The following is a 15,177-nucleotide window of genomic DNA, read 5'->3' on the forward strand; positions in this document are numbered from 1 at the left end:
TATACCTCCATTAGAATAGCATAGAGAAAAAAATTAATACCACGAAGGAAATCAAAGTTATTAGAATTACAAGTTTAATAACAACCCTTTTTTCAAAGTTTCCCAAAAGCATAAGCAAGTTCTTTATATCTAACATAGGACCAAGTACTAAAAACCCCATTACTGCTCCCAGAGGAAATTGATTTATAAAAGGTCTTGCTATAAAAGCATCGGATGTTGAGCATACTGAAAGTATAAATGCAAATAACATCATGATTAAAATTGAAATTATAATTCCGCAACCTAAGGTTGGAAATAGATCTTTTGGGATTATAGTCTGCATTATGCTAGAAAGAAACGAACCAATAATTAAGAATTTTCCTACTCCAAAAAATTCAGACCCTGCATGTTTGAATATAGCATCTATCCTTTGCCTAAATCCATCTATATTATTATTATAATCACTACAGAATCCACAATTACAAAATAATTTATTGCTATTGTCTAATAGCATAGAATTTTTTTCGGGAGAAAGAAGAAATACCAAGCCAACAAAAAACGCTACTATAATGCCTAAACATGTCCTATATACCGCTATAAGTGGTTGGTTTGGAAATGCATACAAAGTAGAAGCAATAACAATTGGATTTACTATAGGCGCAGCCAGCATAAATGTTATAGCTGCAGGTAGAGGTACGCCTTTTTTTACAAGTCGTGCGCCTACAGGTACAATGGCACAATCGCATACCGGAAAGAAAAATCCTGCCAATATAGCCACAATAAATTGTAGTGCAGTATTCTTTGGGAAAACCTTTGTTATTTTTTCTGCTGATACAAATACTTGTATTATAGAAGAAAAAAATACACCAAATAATATAAAGGGAAAGGCTTGAATTAAAATGCTTAGAAATATTGTATTGAATCTTTGTAGCCAAGGTAAAATTATATTTGTAATGTCAAAGCCTATTGGTTTTATAATAGAATACAAAAAATAGGCTACAGTTAGAAAAAAGATTGTCATGAGAAGTAAAAGTTCATTATTAAAAAAATTTGGTTTAGTCTCAATTAAAATTTCTTCACTTATTTTAGCTGACTTGTTTATCCCTTTTAAAGTTCCTTTTATACTCTTTATTTTTTCCTTATTTAAAGCAGTTGTATTCTTTAGAATGATAAAATCACTATTTGAAATTTGATTTATAAGCATTTCTCCCAGATTATTCATAAAAAGATCAAAGGTTGTGGCATCAATAAGATGTACAATGTTAGGCGCAGCGCATTTTCTACTTATACTAAAATAGTCAAAGATTTCTAATAAGTCATCAATTTTTTTTATGCCGTTGGCTTCTATAATGATTTTATTTGGTTTATATTTTTCAATGATTTTATTCATATACTCTACATTTATAGGATTTTGTTTGCTTACATTTTCAATAAATAAATTTTCGTTTTCTATACTCACATAATCTATGGTGGTCTGTCCTTTTTCGCATTGTATTATAACTATTTTATTTTTTATCAAATCTTCATTTATAAGCATATCATTTATAAATTTAGTCTTACCAGAACCCAAGAAACCAGTAATTATATCTACTTTTATTTTCATTATCTAAAACCCATCTATTCTGTTACATTAAATAAATTACAAAGTTTATTCTTATTTAAGTTTTCACCAATTATACATAATATTCCTGTGTAATTAGGGTGGATATTTTTCACTTCAAATTCACCAGGCACATAATCAAATTGTAACCATTTATTTTTATCACTTTGTACAATGCCTTTTCCTCTTAAAATAAATCCATAAGTTTTATCATTGGATAAACTGCTGAGAATCTTCTTTAATTCGTCTTCAGTGTATGCATTTGGAGTTTCTACGCTCCAAACTTGAAAAACTTCATTCGCAGCATGGTTATGGGGGTGAGAATTTACATTTTCAGTCTCTTTAGTGTAGGTGTGACTCTTTATAGAAAAGTTTTTTGCACTCCTTATTTGCTTTTCTAAGGATGCTGAATCATTTTGCTCTGCAACATCTATTATAATATCTGAAGTTAGGCACTCTAAGGCTGTAGTTATTATATTAGACTTACTATTTAACTTACGTATAGAATCAACCACAGATTCTAGATTTTTTCTATCAGATTTTTCAGTTCTACTTAAAATGATTGTTTTTGCATTCTCTATTTGATTTTCGAAAAACTCACCAAAGTTATCTATGTATAGTTCATATTTTAATATGTCTACAAGAGTTATAATCATATTAATTTTTATTAGATGTTTTAATTTAGTTGTTTCACAGGCTTTGATTATATCTGAAAGTTTTGCTACTCCAGATGGTTCTATAATTATTCTATCTGGATTATACTTTGTTACAATCTCCTCAATAGCTTTTTCAAACTCACCAACAAGCGTACAACATATACACCCAGAATTAATTTCTTTTACTTCAACATTTGATTTCTCAAGTATGCTTCCATCAATACCAATTTCACCAAATTCATTTTCAATTATAACTATATTTTCGCTATGTAGTTTTTCTTTAAGTAGTTTTTTTATTAAAGTAGTTTTCCCAGACCCTAAAAACCCTGAAATTATGTCGATTTTTGTTTTCATTTTCTATGCCTCCAAAAATAAATTTTTTACTGAATTGTGTAGATGCAAACCATTTGCATTTACATTTGATTCTATTATATTATTATGTATTAAAAATTACAACCTATTTTTGATATATAATAAAAATTTGAACTAGTGAATTGAAAATAAAAAGCGACCTAATAATTAGGTCGCCTGATGATCTAAAATCCCATTACTTTTTTTAATGTTAGTTTATAAGACCTCTTAAGTGTAAATGTTGCTAGGAAACTAACAATTATAATTGCTAGGAGGTCCCAATATAAAACATTAGTAGGGCCAACAATCCGGGAACATAAGGCTATAAAACCCATACCCACAAGTAATATAGTAGATGCATATGACTCTCGATCATTGATTAGCTTAAGTTCACAGGAAGCCAAAGTTGGATAAAGCAAATTTGTACATAAAAGATAAAGCACAATAAAGAATAGGTACAACCAAGGCAATTCCTGATGACTAAAAATTGATACAAAAATAGTACCAATGAAACCTAAAATGTAAATTACATAGGTATGAAGATAAGCAATCTTTATAATATCTTTAGTTCTCATAGGAAGAGTTAAACAGAAAACATATCTTTTTTTCGATATTTCATTCATACCCAAGGGTAAAATGAGAAAGCCTACTATTATTACAAAAAATGTTTCATAAAAGTTACTTCGCACAGTGGCGAAGGCCTTTACTACTGAAGGGCTAATCAAAAGTAATGCATATAAAAAGGTTTTATAAAAAAATCCAATTTTAAGCATTTTAACATAGTTCAATAGTAGTTCTTTCATTTCAATTACCCACCTTCTCAGAGATTTTCAAAGGTAATTTGCAGCCTATAAGATAACTGATTATAGTTGAAATAAGCATAACAATTAACCCTGAAACTCCGCCGATATATCTGCAAGCCTTTAATATAGGAATGAACCTTATTCCTAAACCACTGAATATATTTTGTTGGTTTATTAAAGTACCTGGTTGCAGCTCGGGAAGAGATATCAAATAAAACATAAATATAAGCATTATTAATAAGAGTGCAGGAAACAAGTACCTAAAAGCCTTATATTTATTAGAGGATAAAGATGAAAATCCTATTGATATATTTACAGTCATAGTCCATATACAATAGATAAATACAAAGAATCCTGAATATGCTGATATAAGCTCACTTGTGCTAACAAAAGTATTTAATCCTATAAAATATATTACTACAATAAAATATGGAATACTTACCATTTGAAAAATTCCGAATTTAACATTATATATATCTTTTTTTAATACTGGTGCCTGCATTAGAAAATTATTGAGATTACTGGTGACTTTTATTGTTAAGCCATTAGCACCTTTAGTGCTTAAAATGAATATATAAGATAAGTTGATTAAATTAAGTAACTGAAGAACTATACCTCTGAAATCTACCATTGTTCCTATATTTACATAACTCTGTACGAGTCTTGTTGTATCATAACATATCGTTATTGATATTAGTCCAGTGAAAAATATACAAAATCGTAATAACCACTCAGTATTACTTGGATACATAAACCAAAAGGCTTTAAATATCTTAATAGTTCTTTTCATGATTATCACATCCCCAAATATTAAAAGTTAATAGATTTTCAACACTAGGATTAGTACCTTTGATGTCCCTAAAAAATTCATTAGCCTTTTCTCTTAAAATCAAACCCTCAAAAGCAATCTCACCTTTTCTAATTCCAACAAATTGATTCTCGAGCCCCTTTAGTTCTTCCATGCCTCCAGTTAATACAATATATTTTTCTTCAAGTTTATCAATTGAAAGGCTTTCTATTATTTTACCACCATGAATTAAAGTTATATAATCCGCTATTTTATCTAAATCTGAGGTAATATGTGTTGAAAAGAATACCGATTTTTCTCCATCAGACACAAATTCACGAAGTATATCTAAAATCTCAATTCTTGCAACGGGATCAAGTCCTGCGGTGGGCTCATCAAGGATTAATAGATTTGGCTGATGTGCAAAGGCAAGAGCAAACATTGCTTTTGTTTTCATACCCTTAGAAAACTCACCTATTTTTTGATCTAAGGGAATTCGCCATTTGGAAACATAGTTATTAAAAATATCATTACTCCAATTATCATAAAATAAGCTAAGTGCTTTTGCATGATTGTGCACAGTAGAGGTACTTATAAAATAATCTTCATCTGGTACATAGCCAATATGGGATTTTACAAATATCTCTTCTTTAACATTATCTTTTTGGAAAATTTTAATTTGTCCTGAGGATTTCCCTATTGCATTTAATATTAACTTAATAGTAGTAGTTTTCCCTGCTCCGTTTTGTCCTATAAATCCCATAATGCATCCTTTTTCAAGGGTAAAAGTTACATTGTTCAAGCTAAAACCCTTAAAATCTTTATTTAAATTTAAAACTTCTAATATATTCTCCATTTTTATTGCCCCCTAGATAGTCTGAATTATTTCCATAAGAGTTTCTTTAGTTACCCCAGCTTCTATTATTTCACGAGTCATATTCTTAAATTCCTTAATTAATTTATCTTTTCTTTCTAATAATAACTTTGACACATCCACAGTATTTACAAAAGTACCTTTGCCAGATACCGTATATATTAGGCCTTCATGTTCTAAATCTGTATATGACCTTTTTGTGGTAATAGTGCTGACGTTCAATTCCTTCGCTAGCTGCCTAACTGAGGGAAGGGTGTCATTTGATTGAAGTTTTCCACAAAGTATATTTGATTTGATACAAGCCTTTATCTGTTCATACATAGGTAAGTCACTTGTATAATCTATAGTAATATTCATTAATTCACCTCTTTATAGCTAGCGTATATAAAATGCAATATCGTGTATACCATATATATACGATATCGCATTTTGAACTTATTGTCAATGAATTTAATGTTATACTTATATATATAAATATAACGAAATCATAAATTATGGTTTGTTTTCATTGAAAAGACGAAGAGCTTTTTTATGAAATATGGTTTTATATATTATATATAGTAAATTTAGATATGCTTTAGAAAGGACTGAACAAAATTTATGAAATTGGTATGTTTTGGTGATAGCTTAACCTATGGATATGGGATTATGAGAGGTAAATGTTGGGTAGATTTAATTAGAAAAAAGTTAGATATAGAAGTTATAAATCAAGGTGTTAATGGCGAAACAACTGCTGATATGATTTCTAGGTATTATGTTGATATAGTAGAAAAAACTCCAAGTCATGTAATTATAATGGGTGGTAGTAATGATTTTTTTAAGGGATATACGGTGAGTAGTGTTGAAGCGAAAATAAGCCGCCTAATTAAGGAAGCAAAAGAATATGGAATAATACCTATTATAGGCATACAAACTCTAACAGACAAAGATTTAGCACTTGAACATTGGAGTTTTGATGTGGACTATTTAAAAGTAAATGAAAAGATCAAATTGTATAGGCAGTGGGTATTAAATTATTGTAGTGAAGAACAAGTTTTGTTTATAGATTTTTATAATGCTTTAGAAACTGCTAAAAAAACTTTATATCCTAAACAATTGTACATTGACGGGATTCATCTAACAGAAAAAGGGCATGAAATTATGAGCGAATGTGCATTATTAACGATTTAAGAAGGGGATATTTACAAAGAATTTGTGCGGAAAGCCCACTCTCTTTATGTGTGGGATGGATAGCACTACTAAAATATACCATTAGACATGGTTATTTTAGTACGATATAATATACCTAGGTTTTGAAACGAGCCATATACTATCGTTAATGTATCAATTGTGATGCTTGATAGTGAAATTCTTGAAGAAAATAATTAGTTTTTATATGTTGTAATTTATAGTTTTTATTATAAATGAGAGTATAAAAGAAGTTATTTAGTATTTAAGAACCCCATTCATTTATGTGTGGGAGTTTCAGTATTGATACTAATATATTTGATTTAACTTAGAAAAATAGTGCCATTGGGGCACTACTTTTTTGTAACTTGCCACGTGGGTGGCACCTTGGGTTAAAAATTCTACTATGCAACTATTTAAAATGATTTGGAGTTGTATTATTTAATACCTGCTCTATTGTATCCATAAATGATTTTTTCTCATTTCTCCTTTTAAGTCTAAAATATAGTGCTGATAAAAAGTTTTTGCGGTTACTTGTTATATTGTGGTCCTCTGGATACTTGCCAGTAAGTTTAATATTTTCAAAGCTTTTTATCCAATTTATAAACTCTTCATCATTAAGAATTGCTCTCTCAATTATTTTGGTAACAGCACTTATGAGCCTTTCGTCCTCACAATTTGTATATGCATAATGGTTTATACATACCTTCTCTTTTATTGCTTTTAACATTTCTATTAATTCTGGCTTCTTAGTTTCTTTGCAGCTTGCAATTTGACTAAACACATCAGCTGTATGAGCAGTTGAATGTGCCCAACCCTTAATTTCTACGTACCCTCTTGCATCTTTTTCTTGCCTTGAATATCTTATTACCTCTGCATAAATCCTTTTTATTTGTTCTTCTGTAAAAAGGGGATCCTCACTTTGGTTATGACGATAGAGTATTAAATCTAAAACTAATAGAGTAAAGGTTCTATTAAAAACAGAATCATCTTCAGTTTTATTTATATTGTAAAATAAATGTTTTTCACTTAATGATAATTCCAATATATTTTTTACCTCTTCATTTGTTAAATAGTTTTCTACAATCATGTCTGAAAGAAGTTCTAAAATAAGCCCATCTCTAAGGTCGGGATCTATTGAACCTATATTTTCTAGCATCTCTAGGGCTAGTTCATACTTATCAGTACCACTTGGAATACTCCAGTTATTGTCTCTAATATCTATTAACTGCTGTTTTAATTGATTTACGTCTTTCATTTACTTATCCTCCTTGTTTATTGATTAGCAAAGATATCCACAAATAACCTTACCATTTTTTTAAAGATATTTCATAATTATACCATGTAAACAATTACAATTAAAGTTAAAATATAATTATTTTAGTTCTCTTTGGAATGAATATAGTATGTGTCATAAGACTCGTCTAGCACATAGCCAAGCTTTTGGGCTAAAGCTACAGATTCAAGGTTAGCCGCATCATAGCTAGGATATTTTCCTCTGTGGAGACAATCTAAAATCAATGCAGAAGTTGCTACAGTTGCGAGTCCTTTTCTCCTATGATCAGGATGTGTATCAATTTCAATCTCAATTCCACCATCATAAACGCTATATGAGGATGCACCACATACAACTTGGCCCTTATGCAAAATACAAAACCCTAGGCCTTTATTCATATAATCATCTATGGATATATACTGGCTTGTAAAATCTTCTGATAGTGATTGGAATGATGGATCCTGTGCTAAAGATGTATCTATTTTTTTTAGTTCATATCCTTCTGGTAATTTTGATAAAAAGGATTGTATATGATTAGAATTTAGATGTTCAGGATTTTTTTTGAATGCATAACGTTGAAATTTTTCTATAGAACCTTTATAAAAAGTTTCTATACGATTTTTCCATTCATTAGTATTTACAATTACTAGAATGTCTTTAGGCAGATTAAGTAGTAACTCTTCTGTGGCCTTTGCATGGGGATTCCCAGCGTAAAATACAAAAATACCTACCGAAACTTGTGCAACTGTAGGGGTTGTAAGATTATCAACCCAAGCAGTTCCCATATGTCCTTGGAGACATGAGAGAATAATAGTGTTATTCGTATTTCCGAACATAGAAAATAATTGTTTCCTTAAATTAATATCAGTTTTATAGATAATTATAATCACTTCTTCCTATATTTTTTTTACGAAAATTCGAGATATCCAATGAGTTTCTTTATATATAAACTAATCAATGTTATTATCACACGCATTGTATATGGAATACAATGGAAAGAATTTTTATAAGAAAACTTTCCTGATTTTAAAACTTATTAGTTAAAGTAGGAAAGTAAAAAAACAACTTCTAAAATTTTATTAATTATTAGGTTGTCATTACTTTCATGGCCTTAACATGTAATAGTTAAAAAAAAATTGACAATTGTATGAATTAATGTTAAATTTTAAATATTAACAATAAATTCTAACTTATAAAAATACATATTAAAAAGGAGATAAAATCATGATGATAGTCAGTTTTAACTAGATGTATTAATTGAATACGGTTCTAAGAGAGGCACAGTTTTCTTTTAGAAAAATGAGTTAAGAACATTGGCTATGTTACAATTTATGATATTGAAATAAACCATACTGTGCTCTTAGGTGCACGGTATTTTTATATCCATTTATTTAAAAAATAGTATTATATGCATGTTTTATGGATATATATTTATGTGTATTTATAAGCTGTAAATGGACTTTAGTTCGTTTATAGCTTATTTTTATTAATTGCTAATCATAAACTGATTAAGGAAGGTGTTAAAATGATTGAATTATCATTAAGAAATATAGAAAAATATTATGGTGCAACTAGGGTACTCGAGGACATAACTTTTAATGTTAAAACAGGTCAAAAAATAGGAATAGTTGGGTTAAATGGCAGTGGAAAAACCACATTATTTAAAGTGATTTGCGGCACCGAAAAGTATGAAAATGGAAAGATTGATATAAGAAAAAATGCAACTATAGGATATTTGGAGCAGGTACCTGAAGCTTTAGAAAAATATAAAGTTATTGATATTTTGCGGTCAGCCTTTGAAGAGGTATTAGATGTTCGGAGTAAAATAGTGAATCTTGAAAATAAAATGCAAATCCTTCAAGGAAAAAGCTTAGAAAATGCTATAAGTAAATATGGTGAACTTCAAGGAAAGTTTGAGCATATGGGTGGATATGATATTGATACAAACATAAAATATGTTTGTATGGGATTAAAGATTGATGAGGATATGAAGGAAAGAATCTTTAATACTTTAAGTGGAGGAGAAAAAACTACAATTCTTCTTGGGAAGATTCTTCTTCAAAAGGCAGATATACTTCTTTTAGATGAACCTAGCAATCATCTTGATATACAAGCAATAGAATGGCTTGAAGGATACTTAAAAGAATATGAAGGAGCAGTTCTTATCATATCCCATGATAGATATTTCATGGATAGAGTAGTTAAAAAAATTGTTGATATAGAAAAGGGAAAATCAACAATGTATCATGGGAATTATTCTCATTATATTAAAGATAAAAGAAATAGGTATAATAGAAAGTTAAGTTTATATAACATACAAAATAAAAAGATGATGACCATTAAAAATTCTATTGATAGATTAAGAAGATGGGAAATGAAAGGGGGTAGCGGTAAGTTCTATATCAAAGCTGCAAGTATGCAGAAAAGACTAGATAAGATTGTTAAAATGGAAAAGCCATCTTTGGAAAATAAGAAGATTAATATAGATTTTGTTTTAAGGGATAAAGAGGTTAATGAGGTACTAGAGGTTGTAGGACTTTCTAAATCCTTCCATAATAAGATGCTCTTTGAAAATTTAAATTTAAAGGTTGAATATGGGGACAGGCTTGCCATTGTAGGGAGAAATGGAACAGGAAAAAGTACACTAGCCAAAATGCTTGTAAAAGAATGTAAAGCTGATGAAGGAATTATAAGATATGGCGAAGAGGTTAAAATAGGCTATCTTGCTCAAAATGTTACATTTACAAGTAATGAACAAACAGTCTTAGAAGCCTTTAGAGAGGATTTAGCTATTTCACAGCAGAAAGCAAGAAGTGCCTTGGCAAAGTTTCTATTTACTAAGGATGATGTATTTAAAAGCATAGGAACCTTGTCTGGTGGAGAAAGAAGTAGGCTTAGGATATGCAAGCTTATGCAGCAAGATATCAATTTATTAATTTTAGATGAAACTACCAACCACTTCGATATTAACTCAAGAGAAATGATAGAAAAATCTTTAATGAATTTTGAAGGTACGATAATTTGTATTTCTCATGATAGGTACTTTATTAATAAAATCGCTGAAAAAGTTGTTGAGCTCACTAAGGATGGAGCTCGTCAATATAAGATAAAAGAGACTTCAGAAATTATGGAAAAATAGTGCCACCTGGGTGGCACTATTTATTTTTGACTCTGGGCTCTATTATCAATAAGCTGTAAATCATTTTCTTTTATTATGGAAACCAATAAATCGGCATATACATTATTTCCACTATTATCTTGCTTAGTACTATATCCCGCATTTTCAAGTGCTTGAGCTTGCTGTATATACTGAGAAGCCTCAAAAACTCCATTTTTTTTATATCTATCATTATCAAAAAGAAATTTTCCATAATCATCTAGAGAATCTACTTTGTTTTCATATCGTCTAAAATTAGCTTTTATAATTGTATCATTATATTCTGAGGTAGTCATATTTACACTTTTACCACTCCAACTACTATCGGATTTTATTCCAAATAAATTATTTGCTTTAACACTTAAAGTTGATTTACCCCAAGCCGATTCTAATATACATTGAGCTATTGTGATAGAAGGAAGGATTTTATATTTATTATATAGTTCAATAGATTTTGGTGAAAGTTCCTCAATAAAAATTCTACATGAAGAATCCTTCTTTAAATTGCCAGTTACTAAACCTATAAATTCTAGTTGTGCTAAGTATTTATGAATTTTATCTTTATTTTTATTATTAAAAGATAAGTTATTTAACACATCATCTATACTTATAAGTTTGTAATTAATTTTTTTACTGCTTGTACTATTTTTTATTAAAAATAGTTCCCCTAATTCTTTTAAATTTTCTTTATTAGCTTTTGAAAAATCTTTTTTATATCTAACTCCATCAATAGCAGCTAAGTTTTTCCAATCAACTTGAAGTTTACCTTTACTTACAGCATCAGCTGCATTTATATAAAGATTTATCTCTGATTTACTTAGAGTAATATAATCATCTTTAGTAAAATAATTTATGGCTATAAGCGAGATACATATAATCATAACACCCAAAAGTATCTTGCTAAATATTTTTTTCGGTTTTTTCTTAGTTCTGATTCCAACTCTTCTATTTTCTTGCGTTTCTAAGTTATTATCCATATAAACCCTCCATAATATTAGTTTTTATAAGTTATTAATTCTAGAAATATAATATTAACCCATTATAGTTTATAATTATACATATTAGGTTAAGTTTATTACAACTTATTCATTTTGGCTATAAATAAATTGTAATATAGTTGTAAACTTTATAAGTACACGATAATATTTGTTAGTGTGTTTTTAGGTTATCTTACAAAACTGTAAGATAACCTTTTTATTTGTAAGTGGAGAGACATGGAGTGCATGCAATGTATGAAGTATAGTATGTATATAGTGATGAGAAAACGAGAAACAAGAAAAGGGGAGAGATATAAATGGAAGTTTTAAAGGTTGAAAATTTAACTAAAACTTATGGCAAAGGTGAAAATGAGGTGGAGGCACTTAAAAATATAAATTTATCAGTACATAAGGGAGAGTTTGTAGCAATTGTAGGAGCATCAGGTTCTGGGAAAAGTACGCTTCTTCATTTACTGGGTGGACTCGATAGACCAACATCTGGAAATGTAGTTATTGATGGAGAAAGTATTTATGATTATAAGGAAGAAAAACTTGCAGTGTTTAGAAGAAGAAAGATAGGTTTTATATTTCAATTTTTTAACTTACTACCTATTTTAGATATAGAAGAAAATATAGCACTTCCAGCACTTCTTGATAATGATAAGGTGGATAAAATCTATTTAGAAGAGCTTATTAAGGTACTCGGACTTAGCGAGCGGAGAAATCATCTTCCATCAGAATTATCAGGTGGGCAACAGCAAAGGGTATCAATCGGTAGAGCGGTATTTAATAAGCCGTCAATAATACTTGCAGATGAACCAACAGGAAATCTTGATACTAAAAATTCAAAAGATGTTATGGAATTTTTAAAATTTACTACTAAAAAATATAATCAAACACTAATACTTATAACACATGACGTTAATATAGCAGCTATGGCAGATAGAGTTATCACCATTTACGATGGTGAAATAACTTCGGATAAAAATTTAAAAGTAAAATAGGAGGTGAAAGAGATGATAACTAGTTATAAACAGCTCACAGGGAAATATTTAAAGAAAAACAAGAAAAGAACCGCACTTACGATTATTGGAATAATGTTATCAGTTGCACTTATATCAACAACAGGACTTTTCTTTAAAGGAATGCAAGATACGCAGATACAAGATGCTAAAAGTAGTGGTGGTTCGTATCATTTAGCATTTCAAAAAACCAATGAAAAGTTAATATCTAAAATAGTTAATAACCCTAAAGTGGCGAGATCTGGATTGTATACTATAAGCAAAGAAATAAATATAGGTGATAAATTAGGTGTTAACGTAATAACAGCAACAGATAAGGCTTTAGAACTTTTTCCTTATAAAGCAAAGATAGGGAGATTGCCGGAAAAAGAAAATGAAGTAGCTGTGGAGAAGTGGATATTACAAGCTATTGATAAAAACGCTAAAGTAGGGAATAAAATTAAAGTTAGTAATAAGGAGTATACTCTTGTAGGAATACTTGAGGATAGTTTAGCAGGTCAAATGGCTGGTAGCGGAGTAATTTTATCCAAAAATGATAATATTAATAAACAAAATGCCGCGTTACTCGTAGAAATAAGCTCAAAAACAAACTTAAAAACTGCCCTGCGCGAATTAAAGCAGTTAGGTGAGAAAGATTCTGTTTCAGAAAATGGTCGGTTGCTAAACATGCAGGGAGCAGGAGATTCTGGTTCAAGTCTTAAAGGGTTATATGTAGCCCTAGCAATAATAATTGGAATAGTTTTAATAGCGACAATAGCCGTAATATATAATTCATTTCAAATAAGCGTTGTAGAGCGGATTAAACAGTTTGGACTTTTAAGAGCAGTGGGAACTACTCCAATGCAAATTAGAAAAATTGTCCTAAGAGAGGCAACAATCCTGGCGGCAATAGCTATTCCATTAGGCCTCATATGCAGCATTATAGGTATATATGGAATAAATATTGCATTTAAATTAATTGGTGCAGATTCAGTCATGAATATGAAAATCTCTATATCACCTATGGTTTTATTGGTAAGCGCAGCAGTAGGTCTTATAGCAATATACCTATCAGCACTAGTGCCAGCATTCTTTGCAGGAAGAATTTCACCACTGAATGCTATAAGTGGTAGAACATCTATAACAAAGGAGAAAATAAAAAGAAGAAAGAATAAAGTTATTCAAAAAATATTTGGATTTGAGGGAGCATTGGCTGTTAAAAATATTAAGCGAAATAGAAAAAGATATAGATTAACTATTTTTTCTATAGTAATAAGTGTGGTGTTATTTGTTGCTTTTAAATCTTTCATGGATATGTCACTTAATATATCAGATGAGCTTAATGAGTCTAAAAACATTCACTTCCAAGTTGTAGGAGGATTTCCAGGTGGCGCAGACAATGTAACTATAAGTAATAAAATAGAAGATGATATTAAATCACTGAAGTCCGTGGATAAGGTGTATGGAGTCTATGATCCATATTATTTCGATATGGCAATAAATAAAAATAGTCAAGTAAAAGAAATTCAGGATATGGGAAGTGTATACAAAAAAACAAATTTAGGTGGAGTAGAGAAAACCCTTATAGAAAGTTCTATTGCAATTTATGATAAGGATTCACTTGAAGTTTCTAAAAAATATTTAGAGTCTGGTAATATTGATATAGAAAAACTAAATAGTGAAAATGGAGTAATATTGATTAACAAAAATAGAATACATGACGAAGCTACAAAGAAAGATTATTTCGGACCGATAGCAAATATAAAAGTAGGAGATGAAATAGATCTTCAATATGATGATTATGGGGAAGCCGCTAAGGCAAAGACTGTATTTGGTAAAGGCAAAGTTAATAAAGTAAAGGTTATGGCAATTCTTGAGAGTGAGCCTTTTGATTATTTCGAATTTCCAAATGGATTAAAAATAATCACAACAGAAGAAATGGGAAAGAAATTGACAGGCGGCAAGGACATTAAACCTTATAACTTAAATATAATTCTTAAAGATGTAAAAAATGAAGAGGCAGCGAAAATAGGAATAGAAAATGTCATAAAATCAAACCCCGCTTTAATGAAAATAAATAATATGGATTTTAATAGAACTAAAAAATCCACAATGTTAATGGTCCAAATATTATTGTATGGATTTATACTAGTAGTGACATTAATAGGTAGTGTTAATATTATAAATACATTAACAACAAATATTATTCTTAGAAAAAGTGAGTTTGCTACATTAAAGTCTATAGGGCTAACTCAGAAGGGTTTAAAGAAAATGATTGTACTAGAAGGACTTCTTTATGGTATCGTTGGGTCTATATACGGCTCGATAATAGGTTGCGGAGTATCTTACCTCCTAGGATTATCAATGGGCTCATTTAGAGAGTTCGGCTGGATGGTACCCTTTGAGGCAATAGCTATTGCAGGAGCTGCATCTATAGCAATAAGCTATATTTCAGTATTAGCGCCACTTTCAAGAATTAAAAAAGAAAATTTAATTGAAGCAGTTAGAGAAGATTATTAATAATAATCTTCTTTTTTCTTATTTGCATT

Annotated in this window: 13 protein-coding genes; 4 read left to right on the forward strand and 9 right to left on the reverse strand. The window is 29.7% G+C overall.

Annotation, left to right across the window (positions count from 1 at the left end; all coding sequences use genetic code 11):
* Positions 1-10: 10 nt before the first annotated feature.
* From G9F71_RS07275 to G9F71_RS07300, 6 genes are all read right to left on the reverse strand, one after another.
* Positions 11-1,582: a permease gene (locus G9F71_RS07275; RefSeq protein ID WP_164951333.1), complete on the reverse strand. Its 1,572-nt coding sequence runs from the start codon at positions 1,580-1,582 to the stop codon at positions 11-13.
* Positions 1,583-1,596: 14 nt separating this feature from the next.
* Positions 1,597-2,589 (reverse strand): GTP-binding protein, encoded by a 993-nt coding sequence (locus G9F71_RS07280; protein ID WP_164951334.1) that lies wholly within the window; start codon positions 2,587-2,589, stop codon positions 1,597-1,599.
* Positions 2,590-2,771: 182 nt separating this feature from the next.
* Complete coding sequence (locus G9F71_RS07285) at positions 2,772-3,389, reverse strand: hypothetical protein (RefSeq protein WP_164951335.1); 618 nt, start codon at positions 3,387-3,389, stop codon at positions 2,772-2,774.
* A 1-nt stretch (position 3,390) separates the two neighbouring features.
* Entirely contained in the window at positions 3,391-4,179 is a 789-nt protein-coding gene (locus G9F71_RS07290; protein WP_164951336.1) for a hypothetical protein, read from the reverse strand.
* Complete coding sequence (locus G9F71_RS07295; RefSeq protein ID WP_164951337.1) at positions 4,163-5,032, reverse strand: ABC transporter ATP-binding protein; 870 nt, start codon at positions 5,030-5,032, stop codon at positions 4,163-4,165. The genes G9F71_RS07290 and G9F71_RS07295 overlap by 17 nt, the downstream gene beginning before the upstream one ends.
* Before the next feature lie 12 nt (positions 5,033-5,044).
* Complete coding sequence (locus tag G9F71_RS07300) at positions 5,045-5,407, reverse strand: GntR family transcriptional regulator (protein ID WP_124997526.1); 363 nt, start codon at positions 5,405-5,407, stop codon at positions 5,045-5,047.
* 243 nt (positions 5,408-5,650) lie between these two features.
* On the opposite strand from G9F71_RS07300, the gene G9F71_RS07305 reads away from it, so the two are divergent.
* Complete coding sequence (locus G9F71_RS07305) at positions 5,651-6,220, forward strand: GDSL-type esterase/lipase family protein (protein WP_164951338.1); 570 nt, start codon at positions 5,651-5,653, stop codon at positions 6,218-6,220.
* Between the two features lie 409 nt (positions 6,221-6,629).
* Here G9F71_RS07305 and G9F71_RS07310 read toward each other — a convergent pair whose 3' ends face one another.
* Positions 6,630-7,475, reverse strand: coding sequence for a DUF2785 domain-containing protein (locus G9F71_RS07310; RefSeq protein ID WP_164951339.1), 846 nt, complete (start codon positions 7,473-7,475; stop codon positions 6,630-6,632).
* 122 nt (positions 7,476-7,597) lie between these two features.
* Positions 7,598-8,383 (reverse strand): GNAT family N-acetyltransferase, encoded by a 786-nt coding sequence (locus tag G9F71_RS07315; protein WP_224626255.1) that lies wholly within the window; start codon positions 8,381-8,383, stop codon positions 7,598-7,600.
* A gap of 635 nt (positions 8,384-9,018) precedes the next feature.
* On the opposite strand from G9F71_RS07315, the gene abc-f reads away from it, so the two are divergent.
* On the forward strand, positions 9,019-10,632 hold the full coding sequence (gene abc-f, locus G9F71_RS07320) for a ribosomal protection-like ABC-F family protein (protein ID WP_164951340.1): 1,614 nt from the start codon (positions 9,019-9,021) through the stop codon (positions 10,630-10,632).
* A 20-nt stretch (positions 10,633-10,652) separates the two neighbouring features.
* Here the strand turns inward: abc-f and G9F71_RS07325 are convergent, their stop codons facing one another.
* Positions 10,653-11,627, reverse strand: a complete 975-nt coding sequence (locus G9F71_RS07325) for a glycoside hydrolase family 73 protein (protein WP_164951341.1) — start codon at positions 11,625-11,627, stop codon at positions 10,653-10,655.
* Between the two features lie 317 nt (positions 11,628-11,944).
* Here G9F71_RS07325 and G9F71_RS07330 point away from each other — a divergent pair, with 317 nt between their 5' ends.
* Both G9F71_RS07330 and G9F71_RS07335 read left to right on the forward strand, forming a co-directional pair.
* Positions 11,945-12,631, forward strand: a complete 687-nt coding sequence (locus G9F71_RS07330) for an ABC transporter ATP-binding protein (protein WP_164951342.1) — start codon at positions 11,945-11,947, stop codon at positions 12,629-12,631.
* A 12-nt stretch (positions 12,632-12,643) separates the two neighbouring features.
* The gene (locus G9F71_RS07335; protein WP_187353498.1) at positions 12,644-15,148 is read left to right on the forward strand and encodes an ABC transporter permease; all 2,505 of its coding nucleotides are present in this window, start codon (positions 12,644-12,646) and stop codon (positions 15,146-15,148) included.
* Positions 15,149-15,177 lie beyond the last annotated feature (29 nt).

Origin of the sequence: Clostridium sp. FP2 (assembly GCF_011065955.2) — a bacterium.
GTDB classification, from domain to species: Bacteria; Bacillota; Clostridia; order Clostridiales; family Clostridiaceae; genus Clostridium_AD; species Clostridium_AD tagluense.

Excerpts from the sequence above, each read along its gene's own strand:
- G9F71_RS07335 (WP_187353498.1), top strand. The coding sequence starts at position 12,644 with ATGATAACTAGTTATAAACAGCTCACAGGGAAATATTTAAAGAAAAAC.
- abc-f (WP_164951340.1), top strand. The coding sequence starts at position 9,019 with ATGATTGAATTATCATTAAGAAATATAGAAAAATATTATGGTGCAACT.
- G9F71_RS07300 (WP_124997526.1), bottom strand. The coding sequence starts at position 5,407 with ATGAATATTACTATAGATTATACAAGTGACTTACCTATGTATGAACAG.
- G9F71_RS07330 (WP_164951342.1), top strand. The coding sequence starts at position 11,945 with ATGGAAGTTTTAAAGGTTGAAAATTTAACTAAAACTTATGGCAAAGGT.
- G9F71_RS07275 (WP_164951333.1), bottom strand. The coding sequence starts at position 1,582 with ATGAAAATAAAAGTAGATATAATTACTGGTTTCTTGGGTTCTGGTAAG.
- G9F71_RS07295 (WP_164951337.1), bottom strand. The coding sequence starts at position 5,032 with ATGGAGAATATATTAGAAGTTTTAAATTTAAATAAAGATTTTAAGGGT.
- G9F71_RS07310 (WP_164951339.1), bottom strand. The coding sequence starts at position 7,475 with ATGAAAGACGTAAATCAATTAAAACAGCAGTTAATAGATATTAGAGAC.
- G9F71_RS07305 (WP_164951338.1), top strand. The coding sequence starts at position 5,651 with ATGAAATTGGTATGTTTTGGTGATAGCTTAACCTATGGATATGGGATT.
- G9F71_RS07280 (WP_164951334.1), bottom strand. The coding sequence starts at position 2,589 with ATGAAAACAAAAATCGACATAATTTCAGGGTTTTTAGGGTCTGGGAAA.
- G9F71_RS07285 (WP_164951335.1), bottom strand. The coding sequence starts at position 3,389 with ATGAAAGAACTACTATTGAACTATGTTAAAATGCTTAAAATTGGATTT.
- G9F71_RS07325 (WP_164951341.1), bottom strand. The coding sequence starts at position 11,627 with ATGGATAATAACTTAGAAACGCAAGAAAATAGAAGAGTTGGAATCAGA.
- G9F71_RS07290 (WP_164951336.1), bottom strand. The coding sequence starts at position 4,179 with ATGAAAAGAACTATTAAGATATTTAAAGCCTTTTGGTTTATGTATCCA.